This is a genomic window from Mesorhizobium sp. M0778, from assembly GCF_040320105.1.
GTDB lineage: Bacteria > Pseudomonadota > Alphaproteobacteria > Rhizobiales > Rhizobiaceae > Mesorhizobium.
Genome location: NZ_JAMYPA010000013.1, coordinates 86,917 through 101,413 on the forward strand (window position 1 = coordinate 86,917; position 14,497 = coordinate 101,413).

16 protein-coding genes are annotated in these 14,497 nt (G+C 63.1%); 8 read left to right on the forward strand and 8 right to left on the reverse strand.

The window, feature by feature from the left end; genetic code table 11:
• Positions 1 to 149: 149 nt before the first annotated feature.
• Positions 150 to 1,307 (reverse strand): sulfite oxidase, encoded by a 1,158-nt coding sequence (locus NKI22_RS19200; protein ID WP_352640954.1) that lies wholly within the window; start codon positions 1,305 to 1,307, stop codon positions 150 to 152.
• Positions 1,308 to 1,847: 540 nt separating this feature from the next.
• Between NKI22_RS19200 and NKI22_RS19205 the strand changes: the two genes are divergently transcribed.
• From NKI22_RS19205 to NKI22_RS19215, 3 genes are all read left to right on the forward strand, one after another.
• Entirely contained in the window at positions 1,848 to 2,480 is a 633-nt protein-coding gene (locus NKI22_RS19205) for a DUF1326 domain-containing protein (protein ID WP_029351172.1), read from the forward strand.
• A gap of 8 nt (positions 2,481 to 2,488) precedes the next feature.
• Entirely contained in the window at positions 2,489 to 3,367 is an 879-nt protein-coding gene (locus tag NKI22_RS19210; protein ID WP_352640952.1) for a DUF2182 domain-containing protein, read from the forward strand.
• 197 nt (positions 3,368 to 3,564) lie between these two features.
• Positions 3,565 to 5,082 carry an FAD-dependent oxidoreductase gene (locus NKI22_RS19215; protein ID WP_352937705.1) on the forward strand — a complete coding sequence of 506 codons (1,518 nt, stop codon included), beginning with the start codon at positions 3,565 to 3,567 and terminating at the stop codon, positions 5,080 to 5,082.
• Positions 5,083 to 5,107: 25 nt separating this feature from the next.
• On the opposite strand, the gene dinB is transcribed toward NKI22_RS19215, so the two are convergent.
• The 3 genes from dinB to NKI22_RS19230 all read right to left on the reverse strand — a co-directional run bounded on the left by dinB (position 5,108) and on the right by NKI22_RS19230 (position 7,642).
• Positions 5,108 to 6,349 carry a DNA polymerase IV gene (gene dinB, locus NKI22_RS19220; protein WP_023722936.1) on the reverse strand — a complete coding sequence of 414 codons (1,242 nt, stop codon included), beginning with the start codon at positions 6,347 to 6,349 and terminating at the stop codon, positions 5,108 to 5,110.
• Positions 6,350 to 6,751: 402 nt separating this feature from the next.
• The gene (locus NKI22_RS19225; RefSeq protein ID WP_023722937.1) at positions 6,752 to 7,210 is read right to left on the reverse strand and encodes a GNAT family N-acetyltransferase; all 459 of its coding nucleotides are present in this window, start codon (positions 7,208 to 7,210) and stop codon (positions 6,752 to 6,754) included.
• Between the two features lie 69 nt (positions 7,211 to 7,279).
• Positions 7,280 to 7,642: a hypothetical protein gene (locus tag NKI22_RS19230; protein ID WP_031195368.1), complete on the reverse strand. Its 363-nt coding sequence runs from the start codon at positions 7,640 to 7,642 to the stop codon at positions 7,280 to 7,282.
• Between the two features lie 185 nt (positions 7,643 to 7,827).
• Between NKI22_RS19230 and NKI22_RS19235 the strand changes: the two genes are divergently transcribed.
• Entirely contained in the window at positions 7,828 to 8,124 is a 297-nt protein-coding gene (locus NKI22_RS19235) for a hypothetical protein (protein ID WP_031195369.1), read from the forward strand.
• 222 nt (positions 8,125 to 8,346) lie between these two features.
• On the opposite strand, the gene NKI22_RS19240 is transcribed toward NKI22_RS19235, so the two are convergent.
• Positions 8,347 to 9,042 carry an XRE family transcriptional regulator gene (locus NKI22_RS19240; protein WP_023722940.1) on the reverse strand — a complete coding sequence of 232 codons (696 nt, stop codon included), beginning with the start codon at positions 9,040 to 9,042 and terminating at the stop codon, positions 8,347 to 8,349.
• Between the two features lie 208 nt (positions 9,043 to 9,250).
• On the opposite strand from NKI22_RS19240, the gene NKI22_RS19245 reads away from it, so the two are divergent.
• From NKI22_RS19245 to NKI22_RS19255, 3 genes are all read left to right on the forward strand, one after another.
• On the forward strand, positions 9,251 to 9,490 hold the full coding sequence (locus NKI22_RS19245) for a hypothetical protein (protein WP_245278786.1): 240 nt from the start codon (positions 9,251 to 9,253) through the stop codon (positions 9,488 to 9,490).
• Positions 9,491 to 9,557: 67 nt separating this feature from the next.
• A complete protein-coding gene (locus NKI22_RS19250; RefSeq protein ID WP_352958693.1) occupies positions 9,558 to 10,190 on the forward strand; it encodes a GcrA cell cycle regulator in 633 nt (210 codons plus the stop codon).
• 58 nt (positions 10,191 to 10,248) lie between these two features.
• Positions 10,249 to 10,848, forward strand: a complete 600-nt coding sequence (locus tag NKI22_RS19255; protein ID WP_352937681.1) for a DUF6456 domain-containing protein — start codon at positions 10,249 to 10,251, stop codon at positions 10,846 to 10,848.
• 44 nt (positions 10,849 to 10,892) lie between these two features.
• Here the strand turns inward: NKI22_RS19255 and NKI22_RS19260 are convergent, their stop codons facing one another.
• On the reverse strand, positions 10,893 to 11,195 hold the full coding sequence (locus NKI22_RS19260) for a hypothetical protein (RefSeq protein WP_352457316.1): 303 nt from the start codon (positions 11,193 to 11,195) through the stop codon (positions 10,893 to 10,895).
• A 243-nt stretch (positions 11,196 to 11,438) separates the two neighbouring features.
• The gene (locus NKI22_RS19265) at positions 11,439 to 11,756 is read right to left on the reverse strand and encodes a hypothetical protein (RefSeq protein ID WP_031195373.1); all 318 of its coding nucleotides are present in this window, start codon (positions 11,754 to 11,756) and stop codon (positions 11,439 to 11,441) included.
• A 296-nt stretch (positions 11,757 to 12,052) separates the two neighbouring features.
• Here NKI22_RS19265 and NKI22_RS19270 point away from each other — a divergent pair, with 296 nt between their 5' ends.
• Complete coding sequence (locus NKI22_RS19270; RefSeq protein WP_023722946.1) at positions 12,053 to 12,253, forward strand: hypothetical protein; 201 nt, start codon at positions 12,053 to 12,055, stop codon at positions 12,251 to 12,253.
• 251 nt (positions 12,254 to 12,504) lie between these two features.
• Here the strand turns inward: NKI22_RS19270 and NKI22_RS19275 are convergent, their stop codons facing one another.
• Positions 12,505 to 14,472: an acyltransferase family protein gene (locus tag NKI22_RS19275; RefSeq protein ID WP_031195376.1), complete on the reverse strand. Its 1,968-nt coding sequence runs from the start codon at positions 14,470 to 14,472 to the stop codon at positions 12,505 to 12,507.
• Between the last annotated feature and the right edge of the window lie 25 nt (positions 14,473 to 14,497).

Below are 14,497 nucleotides of genomic sequence, written 5' to 3' on the forward strand. Positions count from 1 at the left end.
GCCAGCTTTCGGATCAGGCAGCCTCCTCCTGGGTGACCCAAACGCAAATTGTCACACGGCAGCAAGTTCTTAGACTGGTTCCGGTTCTCTGGAACCGGTAACCCGCTCTAACCATCTGTTTTGCCGCATCTATTTGGCTGCAAAATTCGCTAGCCGATACGCACGCGGCGCGTCACCTGGCCATTGCTTTCCCAGTATGTGTGTTTCTTGGCAATCAAGGGATCGTCCATCGCCGGTTGAATTTGTCCCGTGGTGCTGACCGCGCGCGAGGTCACCGTGTGTTCTCCAGAAGAGGGATTTGCCCAATCCAGGGACCAAATTTTCCAGGCGTGTTCTGCCTCCTCACTGTGGTCAATGGTCGCTGGTGCCCAAGGCCCCTGATCGATTTGCACTTCGACCCGGTCGGTCGGCGCCCCCCAGGCTGCCCCAACGATGCGGTAATCCGAGTCTTTCCGGGTAACCTTCGCAGGCGCGGACTTTATCAGCGCTCGCCCAACTGAAGTCTCGGCCCATACGGTCTCGCCGTTGTGGTCCTCTTCCCGGATGGTGACATAGTCACGGGCCATCAGAAGGCTCATGAACCGCGTATCGCGAACCTCGATGCGCTTTAGCCACTTGACGTTGGCGATCCCGTACCAGCCTGGAGCAATGAGCCGTACCGGGAAGCCGTTGGCCGCCGGCAAGGCGGCTCCATTCATTTCATAGCAGAGGAGATTGTCGGGGTTCATCGCGTCGGCGAGCGACATGCTACGAGCGAAGTTCTGCTGCATCTTGACGTCGCGTATCGGGACCTCGCCTGTGTCGGTACCGAAAAAGACGACCTCGATGCCCTTCTCCAGAACACCGGCTTCCTCGAGGATCGGGGCGAGCGGCGTCCCTGCCCAACGGGCATTGCCGATGCCGCCGGTGAAAAAGGGAAATCCGTGGTTGCCCGAGCATTCCACTGTGAAAACGACCTCCTGCCGCGGTCGCGCCCTGATGTCGGCGAGCGTTAACTCCAAGGGCTTCTTGACCAAGCCTCCGATCTCCATCGACCATGTCTTCTCGTCGATCGTTGGTCGGTTGAAATGCGAGATGCTGAAGAACTTGTCGTTTGGCGTTATCCAGCTATCCAAATCCTCCCAGACAAGCTGCTTCTGGATACCCACCGGATCGGGATTTTTGGTCGGCTGATCCAGCCACGGAATAACTTCCTCGCTCGGCCGTGTTGGAAAAGCGTAAGCCCGACGCGAGGTATAGAGAGCAGCAATTGCGGCAAGAGCCGCGCTTCCTTGAACAAGAAGTTCTCTGCGCTGAAAATCAGGCATGTTGTTTACCTCCCAGTTGATCCGGAACGGGCTGCAACGTGCCTTAGGCCGTAGCCTGATCACGGATAGGCGACACAATGTGAGGTCTGCCCATCCGGAAGTATCCGGATAGGTCAGACAATCACCGACGCAAGTCAGGCATGTGAAGCGTTGGACGAAACTCTGGCTCGCGTTTCGCATGCCAAGAGTGCGCCTTTGAGAAGGAAGTGTCCACAACTTGGACGGGACATGATGATGATTGCGGCATTCCATGCCGATTTCCGGTCCTGCCAAATCCTTGCTGCTCGGATCGCTGCCGAACGCCCCTTCTGGGGTCATTTCCGGACCTTGGCGGGTTGCGCTCGGAAACGCTTGTTTCGACCCACGTCTGCCGTTCCGATATCGCCCCGCCATCTCCGGGGGGTATGTTCACCCAAATTCGACAAGAAACCGCATTGGCCTGCCGCCTCTTGTCGCGATCACTCTTGGCGCCACAGGATGGCGGCACGGCCGGCGCAGGTGTATGATGATGGTCTAATACTTCGCATCAGGGAGGACAGCATGACGTCTTGGGAAATCAAGGGACGGGAACTCGTCAATTGCACCTGCGAATATGGCTGCAACTGTCAATTCAATGCGCTGCCCGACAAAGGCCATTGCCATGCGGTGGCGGGCATCCAGATTGACGAAGGTCATCATGGCGAAACCGCTCTCGACGGCCTGCGGATCGCCGCGATCTTCAAATGGCCTGGCGCGATCCACGAAGGCAATGGCGAAGCCATCGCTTTCGTCGACGAGAATGCAACCGACCGGCAGCGTCAAGCGCTGCTGCGCATCATGACCGGCCAGGACACCGACCCGTTCGCGACGATGTTCGCCGTCTACGCCTCAACCGTGACAAAAATGAATGAGCCGGTTTTCACCAAGATCGATCTCGACCTCGATATCGACGGCCGCAGGGGCCGCATCTTCGTCAAGGACTACATCGAAACGGTCGGCGAACCAATTCGCAACAAGGTGACGGGCGCGGACTCGCGCGCTCAGATCGTGTTGCCGAACGGCTTCGAATATGCGGTCGCCGAGATCGGCAGCGCTTCAAGCACAACCAGCGGGCCGGTTCAGGTGAATATGAAGGACAGTTACGGCCAGTTCGCCCGGCTGCATCTCAACAATCACGGGGTGGTGCGGGCCTGACGCGCCGCATGGACGGTGGGTCGCCACTGGAACGGCTGCTCAGACGCGACCGCGTCATCACGATTGCGGGCGTGGCGGCGCTGTGCCTGCTGGGCTGGCTTTATATCGTCGCCGGTGCAGGGCTCGGCATGAATGCGTGGGAGATGACGAGGGTCGCGCTATTCCCCCACCAGCAAACCGCCGACATGACCTCCGATATGTCTGGCATGGACATGCCCGGCATGGACATGAGCGCAATGGCCACGGCGACGGAACCGCGGGTCTGGGGGGCGGCGAACTGGGCGCTGATGATCGCCATGTGGTGGGTCATGATGATCGCCATGATGTCTCCGAGCGCGGCGCCGACTGTCCTGCTCTATGCGCGCGTGCATCGCCATGCGCTCGCACAAGGGCAGATCCAGGACAAGCTCGCGCCCACCGGCGTATTCATGGCAGGCTATCTCCTGGTCTGGCTGGGGTTCTCCGTCGCGGCAGCTGCGTTGCATTGGCTGCTCGAACGCGAGGCATTCGTTACCGCGGCGACGATGAGTTCGCAGAGCCGCTGGCTTTCAGGCATCGTCCTGATCGCCGCGGGCCTGTATCAGCTCTCGCCGCTCAAGAACGCCTGCCTGTCGCATTGCAGGAAGCCGACGGCGTTCCTTTCCCGCCACTGGCGTCCCCACACACTTGGCGCGCTGCGTTTGGGCGCGCTGCACGGGGCGTTCTGTGTCGGATGCTGCTGGATGCTGATGGCGTTATTGTTCGTGGGTGGCATAATGAATCTGGTGTGGGTTGCCGGGCTCGCTATTCTGGTGCTGGTTGAAAAGGTGTTTCCTGTCGGCCAGTGGGTTGGCCGGGCGGCCGGCATCGCCCTGATCGCCTGGGGCAGCGCAACGCTTTTGGTCTGACGACCAGGGCCGCCTCGAATGTCGCATTTGCAGGAAACGATCGCTCCTGGCGCCAAGTGCACCGCCCCAGCCAGGCCGGCTCACAACGCGTCGGGGCGGACCGGCGGTGACGTCAAGCTTACGCAGGCATTCAGGCGTCGAGGAACTTTGAATCCTGACGTCCGTTTATCCGAATGTCGAGTATGAAGGGCTCCGCCATGAATGTCGGCGACGAAAGGACTGTATCCGTTTGGGCGAGAACCGAAGTAGCGCCTGATGCGGTTCCGCTCGAGCGGAGTGAACAGGTCGATGTCGTGGTCGTCGGATCTGGCATTGTCGGACTGTCGGTCGCCTACGAACTGGCCATCGCCGGGCAAAAGGTGGCGGTGCTCGATCGCGGCCGGATCGGAAGCGGCATGACGGCCCGCACCACCGCGCACCTGTCATCGATCTGCGATGACTATTTTTCGGAACTGATCAAATTGCGCGGCGAGGAACTGGCGCGGATTTACTATCAAAGCCAGTCGGCCGCTATTGACCGTATCCAATCGATCCTGGAGGCGGAGGGTATCGCGTGTGATTTCCGCCGCCTCGACGGTTTTCTGTTTCCGGCGTCGGGCAGGAAGGAATCCGTCATCGAGCGCGAACTGGACGCCGCCCGGAAAATCGGTGTCGACGTCGAGAAAACCGTGGGCGTGCCGCTTGCAGGCTTTTCGGATGCACCGATCCTTCGCTACGCCAATCAGGCGACATTTCACCCGCTCAAATATCTCCGCGGGCTGGCTGCCGGCATCCGCGCGCGCGGCGGCGCGCTTTATGCGGAGACCATCGTCGACAAAGTTGAGGAGACCGACGGCGTGCGCGTAAGCACGGTCTCGGGCTTTGCCGTGTCTGCCAAATCGGCCGTTGTCGCCACCAACTCGCCGATCAACGATCGGGTCGCGCTCCATACCAAGCAAGCACCCTATCGGACCTACGCGATGTCGTTCGAGATCGCGCGCGACGTTTTGCCGGATGCACTCTATTGGGACACGCTGGACCCCTATCACTACGTTCGTCTGCAGCCTGGCGAAGGCGAGACCGACTTTCTGATCGTCGGTGGTGAAGACCATAAGACAGGGCAGGCCGACGACGCCGACCACCGCTTCACGGCCCTGGCGGCCTGGATCAAAAAATTGGTGCCCGATATCGGCGCGGAAGCCAATCGATGGTCCGGGCAGGTGATGGAGACCGTCGATTATGCCGGATTCATCGGCCGCAATCCCGGTGATCGGCGAGTCTTCGTTGCTACCGGCGATTCCGGCCAGGGCATCACCCATGGGGTCGTGGCCGGCCTGTTGATTTCGGACCTGATCCTGAAGCGGCAAAGCCCCTGGCGGGAACTTTACGAACCCTCCCGCAAGACGGTACGGGCGATCGGCGATTATCTAGCGGAGAATGCGACAGAGATCAGGAGTTTTGCCGAGTATGTCGCGCCTGGTGAAATCGATTCCGCCGACAAGCTGCGGCCGGGGCAGGGCGCTATCGTGCGCGAAGGTCTTACCAAAGTCGCGGCTTTTCGCGACGAGGACGGCACGCTCTACAAACGCTCGGCCGCATGTACCCATGTCGGCTGCCACGTTCATTGGAACTCGCTGGAACGCTGCTGGGACTGCCCCTGCCACGGCTCGCATTTTGCCGTCGATGGCACGGCCTTGAACGGGCCGGCAGTATCGCCCCTGGCTCCTGTCGGATAGTCTTTTTTCGCCCCGGCCGCGCAGCTCACAGCTCCTTTTCGGCGAGCTCGCGAAACGCGTCGGGAACCGACCGCTGTAGGCCTAGCGCGACCGAGGCGTAGCCGACCGCCTCCCAGCCGAAGCGGTCGCGGATCTTGTCGACGGCGCGATCTGCGGTCCAGCGCGCCGCGCCCCTGCTGGTGCCCGGGCGGCGGCGGTCGTCGGCGAGCCCGAGCGGCAGTTCCAGTTGCAGGCCGGCATGCTGCTCCAGATGCGATACAGCGATCGCCAGCAGCGAGATTGTCTTTTCGTGCGGATGGTCGATGAGCACCTTGCGCACCAGCGCCTCGGCGATCTCGGCCAGCATGGCGGTTGCCGAAATCGGCTGGTCGAGCGTGATCGAGCGCGTCACCGAGCGCAGGTCGGCAAAGCGGACACGAACCGTCACCGTGCGGCCGGGGCGGGATTTCGCCCGCAATCTGGTGGCGACCCTATCGGCCAGATGCAGCAAAGCCGGCACGAAGACTTCCTCGTCGGCCGGCTTCCTGCCGAGCGCCGATTGCGCGCCCGCCGAGCGCGCCCGGCGCTGCGTCTCCAGCTTGCGCGGATCGCGGTTCCACGCCAGCGCGTTGAGTTTTTCTCCCGCCGCCGGCCCGAGCAGGCGCTCCAGCGCGCCATTGTTGGTCTTCGCCAGCTCGCCGATGGTGTTGACGCCGATGCCGGCCAGCCGCTCCCTGGTGACCGGGCCGACACCCCACATCAGCTCGACCGGCAGGTGGTGCAGGAACTCCAGCTCGTGGCGCGGATCGACCACCACCAGCCCATCGGGTTTTGCGACCTGTGAGGCGATCTTGGCCAGATGCTTGGTGCGGGCTACGCCGACCGAGATCGGCAGGCCGAGCTCGGCCCGCACGCGGTGGCGGATCTTGCCGGCGATCTCGGCCGGCGAGCCGAACAGGTGGGTGCAGCCGGCGACGTCGGCAAAGGCCTCGTCGATGGAAATTCGCTCGACCACCGGCGTGAAATCGCCCAGCACCTTGATTGCCGCATCGCCCAGCCGCTGATAGTCCTTGAAATGGCCGCCGACGAAAATGAGTTGCGGGCAGAGTTCCCGCGCCCGCCGTCCCGGCATGCCGCCGCGCACGCCGAACGCCTTGGCTTCATAGGATGCGGCGAGCACTACCCCGCCGCCGACGGCAATCGGCTTGCCGCGCAAGGCCGGGTCGAGCAGTTGTTCGACCGAGGCATAGAAGGCATCCAGATCCGCGTGGAGGATGTTGGCTTCCATCCGGCCCGTTCGCCCGCGGCGGTTCGAACGCCGCCTTGTCTAGAGTTTTGATGAGAACATAAAGAGAACATTGTGGGCGGATTGTCAAGCGGCGCGGAGGGCAGGTGAAGGGCAATTGTTTCAGTTTGGCGCCCTCTGTCTGCCTGCGTTCCAGCGTTGGTGGTTGGCGAAAGTCGAAGCAACATCCAATCTCCCCCCTTGCGGGGGAGATGTCCGGCAGGACAGAGGGGGGTGGGACGGATCGCCAACTTCGACTTCAGTTGTTGCCAACTCGAATCAGCCTGAGGGTTTGGCTCCGATTGGTTGACAGGTCGGAGGGACAGCACCCCCCTCTGCCCTGCCGGGCATCTCCCCGCAAGGGGGGAGATCGGCAGCTTCGCCGACGGCGCCTGCTGCAGCGACCTACAGCGCCATCTTGTAGCCGAGATGGCTGGCGGTGAAACCGAGGCGCTCGTAGAAGGTGTGCGCTTCCCGTCGACTGTTGTCCGTGGTGAGCTGAATGAGGCTGCAGCCGCGCGAACGGCACGCTTCAATCGCCCATTCGATCATCAGCTTGCCGACGCCGCGAGAGCGCCATTGCCGGGCGACGCGAACGCCTTCGATCTGGCCGCGCCAGGCGCCTTTCCTCGAAATGCCTGGAAGGAAGCTGAGTTGCAGCGTTCCGACCAATTGCCCGGCCTCGACGGCCACGGCCAGCAACTGGTTGGGATCGGCATCGATCGCGCTGAAGGCATCGAGATAGGATGGCGCGAGCGGCGTGGACGGGTCTTCCCGGTCTGCGCCGAGCGCATCGTCGGCAAGCATTGCAACGATCGCCGGCAGGTCGGGCGCCTGGGCACGACGGAATTCGATCTCGCTCATCGCGCGGAGACATACGGCGCAGTGTTGGCGATCGCAATATTCGTTTTGACTGCAAGGGGGCGCGCGTCTTCAGGCGGCCTCCAACGCCCAGAGGCGATAGCCGTAGCGGCGGAAGAAGCGGGCGAAGAGGCGCTGCTGCCTGGCGCGGGCGAGGTCGGCGCTGCGCCTTTCCTGTCGCCAGTGCGGCATGTTGCGGAACATCGACAGGAAGCGGGCGGCGTCCTCGATCGCCTCCTCGGCCGACTGCGCCGGGCGGATCGCCGCCAGGAACAAAGCGCGGCTCGGCTTCATCCGGTCGATCGCCGCCTTGCGCTGGCGATGGCCCTGGCGCGCCGTGCGGATGCCGTCCTGGCGGATGGCCGCGAAGGCGGCAAGCATGGCCGGACTGTCGCCGGCATAACCGCAGGCCTGGGCGAACTGGGCGAGGTCCATCGTCACTCCCTTGCATTCGGTGGACGGAGCGGCCGCGGCTGCGCCGATTCCAGCTTGCATGGCATAGAAGCATAACTCAAATAAATGAACAAGTGAAACTTTCACGTTGGTGTAAGCGGAACCGACTCGACTCCGCCTCGAAAACCGATAATGTGAACAAAGCAGGAACAACTATGGGGATGGCCATGGCATTAGCGGGCAAGGAAGCGACGATCGCCGATGTCGTCTCGATTGCCGTCGAGTGCATCGATTGCGGCCGCAACAGGTGGTGGAAGCCGGCCGAGCTCAAGCGGCATGGGGTGAGGCCGGAGACACCGCTATCAGCACTTTCCGGGCGCCTGATCTGCAAGGCCTGCCGGGCCGACGGCCTGCCGGGCGCCGCCGTTTCGATCCAGGCTGCCTTCATCGACGACCGGCAGCGGGCCCGCGCCGAGGCGCGCCTGCTCAACGGTCGAGAGCTGGAGCAATCGAGGCGGGCTTGAGGGGGAGGGCGTGCTGCTCTTCCCTTCTCCCCTTGTGGGAGAAGGTGGCCGAGCGAAGATCGGTCGGATGAGGGGTGTTGGACGGATCGCTACCTTGATGGCGTAAGTGCTTAAAATCGCGTCTACATTTCCTCCGCCGCGTTCCTTCCAGCACCCTCATCCGGCTCGGCGCTGTGCGCCGATCCACCTTCTCCCACAAGGGGAGAAGGCAACAAGCGCCCGTCAATACCCCAGCAGTTCCTTGAGCGGGATGACGCGGAAGACGTTCTTGATGGCGTAGCGGTTGAAGGTCAGCGTCTTGGGCGGATTGTATTGCTCGACGATCAGCTCGGCGGCGGTGCGCTTGACCAGCTTCTTGATGAAGGCCTTGCCGTTTTGCTCGTTCTCCTCGGGCAGCGTCTCGATCACCACATGGTCGCCGGGCACGGCCTCGCGGCCGCCGCAATAGATCATCTCGCCGGGCTCGTAGCGCGGCACCATCGAATCGCTCAGCACGTGCAGCGCAAACACGTTGCGCAGATGCCGGATCCCCGGCGGCCGCTGGACATAGCCGGCCGGCTGGCCGTTGAAGGTGAAGTCGCCATCGTCGCCGCCGACGGCGGTGCCGAGAAGCTGGATGTCCATCGGCCCGGCGGGCAGGGGGCCGGGATCGGTGACGATCTCGGCATCGGCAACCGGCCCGGCATCTTCGAGGAAGACGACCTCGCCCTTGCCGAGCGCCACCGGGTCGACGCGCAGGAACGCGGCGGTCTTCAAAAGGTTCTCGGTCTTGGGCAGGTTGCGCCCGGTTTCCCAATTGCCGACGGCAGCGACGTCGGTGTCGTTGTGCTCGGCAATGTGGCGCATCACCAGGCCGCGCTGCTTGCGCGCCCGGCGGATCGCCGCCCCGACCTTGATCGACAGTGCAGTTTTCACCATGGCTCCATCTGAGGCACAAGATTCGGTTTCGTCTATGCAAGAATCACTTGCATTACGGATTGAGTTATGCTCTTATGCGGCCATGCACAAGTCGCTCCGCCAGCTTTCGGTCCTCGAATCCGCCCTTCAGCGCCAAGGAGGCGGCCGCGGCAGTCATGTGCCAACCTTTTCGCCTTCGTCCTGGCTGTCCTCCTCCCCGGCCGGGACGATGCCCGAGGCTCGCGCCTCGGATCCGGCAGCGCAAGCGGCCGGAACGGCCGGAGCCGTTCCCCTCACGGCTCCGGCCACGAATTGCCTGCCGGCCGGCAATGCGGATGCCGCAGTTTCCTGCATCCGCACCGAAGACGGCACGGTCATCGCCTTCGACAAGCGGGCGGGCAAGGCAGTCTCCGGCGCAACAAGGCAGGCGGCCGGGATGAAGCTCGATAGCAGGCCACGCGAGGGCTGACCGGCTTTCGAGCCTGAGGCCGGCGAAGCCGGCGCCACACAACCACCTTTGCAGGGAATAAAACGTCATGGCCGCCCGCTATTCCGCCTCCGAATTGGAACAAATCGAGAACTGGCTGATGAGTGGGCTGTCGGCCGCGAAGATCGCCGCCCGGCTGAGTGCGCAGCGCGGCCGCCCGGCCTCGCGCGCGGCGATCATCGGCATCGTCCACCGCACCGCCCGTCTGCACGCCATCGGCCTTGCCAGATCCAAGGGCTGGTGTAGCGGACGGTCGGGCGGCCGGCATGGAAAATCGGCGCCAGAGCCGTCGAACCCCGCCGGCCAGGCAGGGGCAGTACCGGCCGAGCACCACTGCCGCCCGGCAAGGCTGTCGGCCAGGCTGGCGCCGCCGGCCTGGCAGCCGGGTCCGGTTCGGATCACGGGGTCCGATGGCGAGCCGCTCGAAATGCCGGCGCCGCGCCCGATCGCCGCCGGCGGCCGCCAGCCGCACTTCGTCGCCATGCGCTTCATCGATTGCCGGTTCGACCGCTGCCGCGCGCCGCTCGACACGACGCCGCAGGAGGATGCGGGAAACGACGCCCCCGGCAGCCGCCCCGGTTTGGACATGCTGTGCTGCGGGCTGCGCACAAGGCCTTCGAAAAGCTACTGCGCCTATCACGCGGCGCGCTTCCTGCGCACGCTGCCGGCCAAAGCTATTTGAGCCCCGCTGGATACGGAAATTCGCCAGAGCCCGACGACAGACCAGGAGGACAGAGCCGATGAGCAACAAAACCGCCCAAAAGACCAAAGCCAGGCTACCGCGATTGCCGAAGGGCGAGGCCGAGCAGGTGCGCATCCGCAAGGAGATCGGCCATGATTTCGCGCTGCAGGACGACCGGTTCGGCCGCAAGCGGCTGGCCAAGGGAACGCAGGAGGCGGCGCGCCTCTATGAGGTTGACGGCCACACCGCGACCGGCGGCATCGTGCGGGTGCGCAATGTCGACCCGCTGACCGGCCTCACCTCGTTGTCGCGCCAGCAACGCGAGGCAGGCATGCGCTACCGCCAGGATTTCCGCAACTCGTCGGAGGCAAGCGCCAAGCCGATGGCCTGGGCCGAGCGCGTCGACGGCGGCCGCACTGGCAGCGGTGTCGCCGATCACATCCTGTCCGCCGGCCGCGACCATGCCGAGGCCACGAGGGCGCTTGCCCATTGGGAGATCGCCGGCATCGTGCAAAAGGTCTGCTGTGCCGACGCAACGGTGAAGAGCCTGGCCGAACAGGCCGGCGAGCCGCGCGACGTGGTGGTGAAACTACTCAAGATCGGGCTCGACATTTTGGCCGTGCACTACGGCATGATGCTGATGCGCAAGCCGCGGTGAGGAGCTCCACCGATCCGGCCGGCACTGCCGGCCGGATCGATCCGTCAACGACGGCAGACACGGATTCTTTCGATAACCCGGTGGTGATGACGCCAGTGCTTGACGACTTCCGTGTGGCAGCGCCGGTGATACCGGTAGCGTGGCCTGTAGTCCTCGTCATAGACGTCATAGCGGTAACGGGGGACGTACTCATCGTCGTAATCGGAATACCGATGATGGCGATAATAATAGTCGTCGTCATAGCCGTTGCCGATGCCGATCGTGACACTACCGCCGGCATTGGCCGGGCCGATCACGGAAGCCGCCGAGGCGATGGCGATCACCGAGGCAAGCAGGAGCTTCTTCATAGCTACCTCCTTCTTTAACGTCCCTCTAATAGAAAAACCCCCGAGGGGCAGGCTCGTTCCACAAATTTGCAAGATGCCACGAACCGAGAGCCCCAAATTAGCGCCGGCGGGGGCGAAAACGCGTCTGGCTGTGCGCCAGGGTGGGGCCGCCGACGCAAGCCCCGAGCGGGTTGTGGTCCGCGCCCTATGTATCCCGTCAAACAGCGACAAATTGGCCAGCGCCAGTCCCGTCACCTTGCCGATCTACAGAACATGGCCCAGTTCCAGCAAAACGAAAGCCGTCGCGCCCAGCACAGCGAGGGCGTAGGCCGCATAAAGAACAAGCAGCATCACCTCAAAGTCCCGGACGAAACTTGCGGCAATCCTGGTCTCCTGAGGTTCCGCTTTCTCGATGCCGTCGGTTTCCAGCTGCTCCGTTGCCACGACGAGGCAGACGATCCTGTCGTTTTCGGCCGCCTGTAATATTCGTTCGGTCAAATCGACGGCAATCACTGGATCATCGGCCAACTGATCTCGCGATAGCCAGCTTTCAGTGACAGTCTGGATTTCACGCTTTTTCACGCATGCATAATTGCGCCAACTAAATTAGGTTCCACTAAAATACATGGAATGCATCGACCCAATCGCGATGTGATGAGGCGTGGCCCTCCTGGGCGGCGAACTCCCGCCTGAGGCCCGCATTTGCCGACCGTCGAGGCGAATCTCGATCCGCATCCTCCGATCAAAGGGCGCCGGCTTCTTCATAGGCTGCTACGGTGCGCCATTGCTGGTAGGTCGCAATGCCAAAGCAGCCAAACTCTCATATCGCGAACGCAGCGCCGACGTCTTCAGTGCCGACCGGTTATGACGAAGATCGCATGCTTACTTACATCAGGCTGCTCGACGCGTCGGCTGAAGGGACCGATTGGCGTGAGGTCGCCCGCATCGTTCTGCACATTGATCCGGAGCAGGAGCCGGACAGGGCTTTCCGGGCGTGGGCGACACATCTGGCGCGTGCACGATGGATAACCAGGAAGCGGAACGAGTTGCGCCAATTGCATGATGAGTGGTGGGGATGAGCACCATCTAAGCGGAACCGCCATCCCGGTCTGGCCGTTGAGGGAGGAGGCCAACATGGAAAAGCGACCAATGACTTCTTGGCGAGCCAATACTTTCGAGCTGTGCTGCCTTCTTGCAGTTCCGCTGTCGCTTATCCTTACGGTTTTCCTGGCGGGTCTCATCCTTAGCTAACCCCGCATGGTTGCCGTGTCGGTCAACGTGGCACCAAAGCCCGCCTGAAGGATTTCGGAGGGAAAGGCTGCCGGCGCCGTTACTTCACAGCCGCTGCCATCACATCCGAAAACAGCGCCCGCTCCACCGCCGGCTCCAGCGTCTCGGCAAAAGGCGTTGCCAGATGGTGGCGGTCGCGGAAGGCGAGTTTGCCGTCGATGAAGACGTGGCAGGTGGTCTGGTCGCAGAAGCGGTCGGTCATGTCGATATAGCTGGCGTTGGGTGTCGAGCGCACGATGTCGCGCTCGATCGTGGCGATGTCGTCATTTGCCGCCATGATCCTCGGCGTATCGCATGTCGCGGGCGTCTGTCCCCGCCACAGCGCCCGCGCCACGCATTTGTCGGCGTAGCTTGCATTGTAGGGCACGTCCCTGATGACCGCGACCTTGATGCCGGCCTGGCTGAATGCTTGAAGCGTCCAGGTCAGGCCCGTCCGCCACTGCTCTTGCCAATCGGCGTGCTTTAACTCCTCGGGCGATTCCTTGATCACATTGCCGATCGAGAATTCCGAGATCACCACCAGTTGCGGATTGAGCGCGATGATGTCCTTGACCGACTGCTGGCGCCATTGGTCGCACTCGGTGTAGTCGCGCTTCAGCCGCCAATTCCAGGTCGTCACCCGCGAAGCCCGGCAGGAGGATTTGAGAAAGGTGACGACGCGAAAGTTGTTCTTCTCGGCCGCCTTGATCAGCGGCGTCGACCAATGGTCGGCATGCGAGTCGCCGAACAGCACGACCGAGCGCTGGGCGTCCTTGCGGCCGAACATGCAGGGTTTCGGCTTGACGGTCTCGAAATCGAGCACGCAGCCGCCGTCGCTCGCGCGCACGGTGGAGAGCTGCGCGGCGCTGTCGGCGATGACGTGCTGTTCGGGGCTGAGATTGTGCTCGGCAAAGCGCGCATTGCCATAGGCCGCGACCACGCCGGCGCCGGTCAGCGCGACGGCGGGCACCAGCGCCCGCGCCGCTCCGGCCATCAGCCAGCCGTTGCGGCGGATCGGGTTCTCGATGAAATGATAGGTGAACATCGACAGAAGCAGCGTCAGCGCCGCGCAGGCAAGCCGGTCAAGCGTGGACAGGTTGGGAACCATCATCGCCGCATAGACGATGACCGGCCAATGCCAGAGGTAGAGCGAATAGGAAAGCCGGCCCAGCCATTGCAGGGGCGCCAGCGCCAGCACGGCGCTTGGCAGGTTGCGGCCGCTGCCGCTGAGCAGCAGCAGCACGGTGCCGGCGACAGGCGCCAGCGCATTCACCCCGGGAAAGGGCGAGTCTTCGTCCAGCATCAGATAGGCCCACGCGATCAGCGCCAGCCCGAGGCATGCCTGGAGGGTGGCCAGCAGCGGCCGGTCGCGCCAGATCCTTGCTGGCGCCATGGTGGCGAGGCCGCCGGCGGCGAATTCCCAGGCCCTGAGCGGCGAGAAGTAAAAGGCCCAAGGCTGCGACACTTCGGTCAGCCAGGCGCAGGCGGCGAAGGAGGCTAGGCCTGCGACGCCGATGACGATTATAGCGGTGCGCTTGCCTGGGCGCAGCCATGCGGCGGCAAGAAGCAGCGCCGGCCATGCCAGGTAGAACTGTTCCTCGACCGAGAGCGACCAGAAGTGGATGAAAGGGTTGTTGGTGGCGTCGGCGGCGAAATAGTCAAACGACCAGCGGATCAGCCAGAGGTTGATCATGTAGGCGGAGGCGAACATGGCGCCTTTCGAATAGAGCGCCTGTTCCTCCGGCGACAGGATGAAATAACCCGCGAACAGCGTGGCGAGGATGACGAACAGTGCCGCCGGCAACAGGCGCCGGGCGCGCCGGGCGTAGAAGCGCCAGAGATTCAGCCGCCCGGTTTCGGTGATTTCCGTAACCAGGTGTTTTGTAATCAGGTAGCCGGAGATGACGAAGAAGATGTCGACGCCGGCAAAGCCGCCGGGCAGACCGGAGAGACCAAAATGAAAGGCAATGACACCCGCCACCGCCAGCGCGCGCAGCCCTTCGATGTCAGGCCGAAATGATGCCGACACAGTCACCTCGTGCAAGGAATACCCA

Bases quoted from the DNA above. Each gene is read 5' to 3' on its own strand.
- NKI22_RS19250 (WP_352958693.1), top strand. From the start codon at position 9,558: ATGGCCGCCCGCTATTCCGCCTCCGAATTGGAACAAATCGAGAACTGG.
- NKI22_RS19230 (WP_031195368.1), bottom strand. From the start codon at position 7,642: ATGGACCTCGCCCAGTTCGCCCAGGCCTGCGGTTATGCCGGCGACAGT.
- NKI22_RS19260 (WP_352457316.1), bottom strand. From the start codon at position 11,195: ATGAAGAAGCTCCTGCTTGCCTCGGTGATCGCCATCGCCTCGGCGGCT.
- dinB (WP_023722936.1), bottom strand. From the start codon at position 6,349: ATGGAAGCCAACATCCTCCACGCGGATCTGGATGCCTTCTATGCCTCG.
- NKI22_RS19270 (WP_023722946.1), top strand. From the start codon at position 12,053: ATGCTTACTTACATCAGGCTGCTCGACGCGTCGGCTGAAGGGACCGAT.
- NKI22_RS19225 (WP_023722937.1), bottom strand. From the start codon at position 7,210: ATGAGCGAGATCGAATTCCGTCGTGCCCAGGCGCCCGACCTGCCGGCG.
- NKI22_RS19205 (WP_029351172.1), top strand. From the start codon at position 1,848: ATGACGTCTTGGGAAATCAAGGGACGGGAACTCGTCAATTGCACCTGC.
- NKI22_RS19215 (WP_352937705.1), top strand. From the start codon at position 3,565: ATGAATGTCGGCGACGAAAGGACTGTATCCGTTTGGGCGAGAACCGAA.
- NKI22_RS19235 (WP_031195369.1), top strand. From the start codon at position 7,828: ATGGCATTAGCGGGCAAGGAAGCGACGATCGCCGATGTCGTCTCGATT.
- NKI22_RS19240 (WP_023722940.1), bottom strand. From the start codon at position 9,042: ATGGTGAAAACTGCACTGTCGATCAAGGTCGGGGCGGCGATCCGCCGG.
- NKI22_RS19255 (WP_352937681.1), top strand. From the start codon at position 10,249: ATGAGCAACAAAACCGCCCAAAAGACCAAAGCCAGGCTACCGCGATTG.
- NKI22_RS19200 (WP_352640954.1), bottom strand. From the start codon at position 1,307: ATGCCTGATTTTCAGCGCAGAGAACTTCTTGTTCAAGGAAGCGCGGCT.
- NKI22_RS19245 (WP_245278786.1), top strand. From the start codon at position 9,251: ATGCCCGAGGCTCGCGCCTCGGATCCGGCAGCGCAAGCGGCCGGAACG.
- NKI22_RS19210 (WP_352640952.1), top strand. From the start codon at position 2,489: ATGGACGGTGGGTCGCCACTGGAACGGCTGCTCAGACGCGACCGCGTC.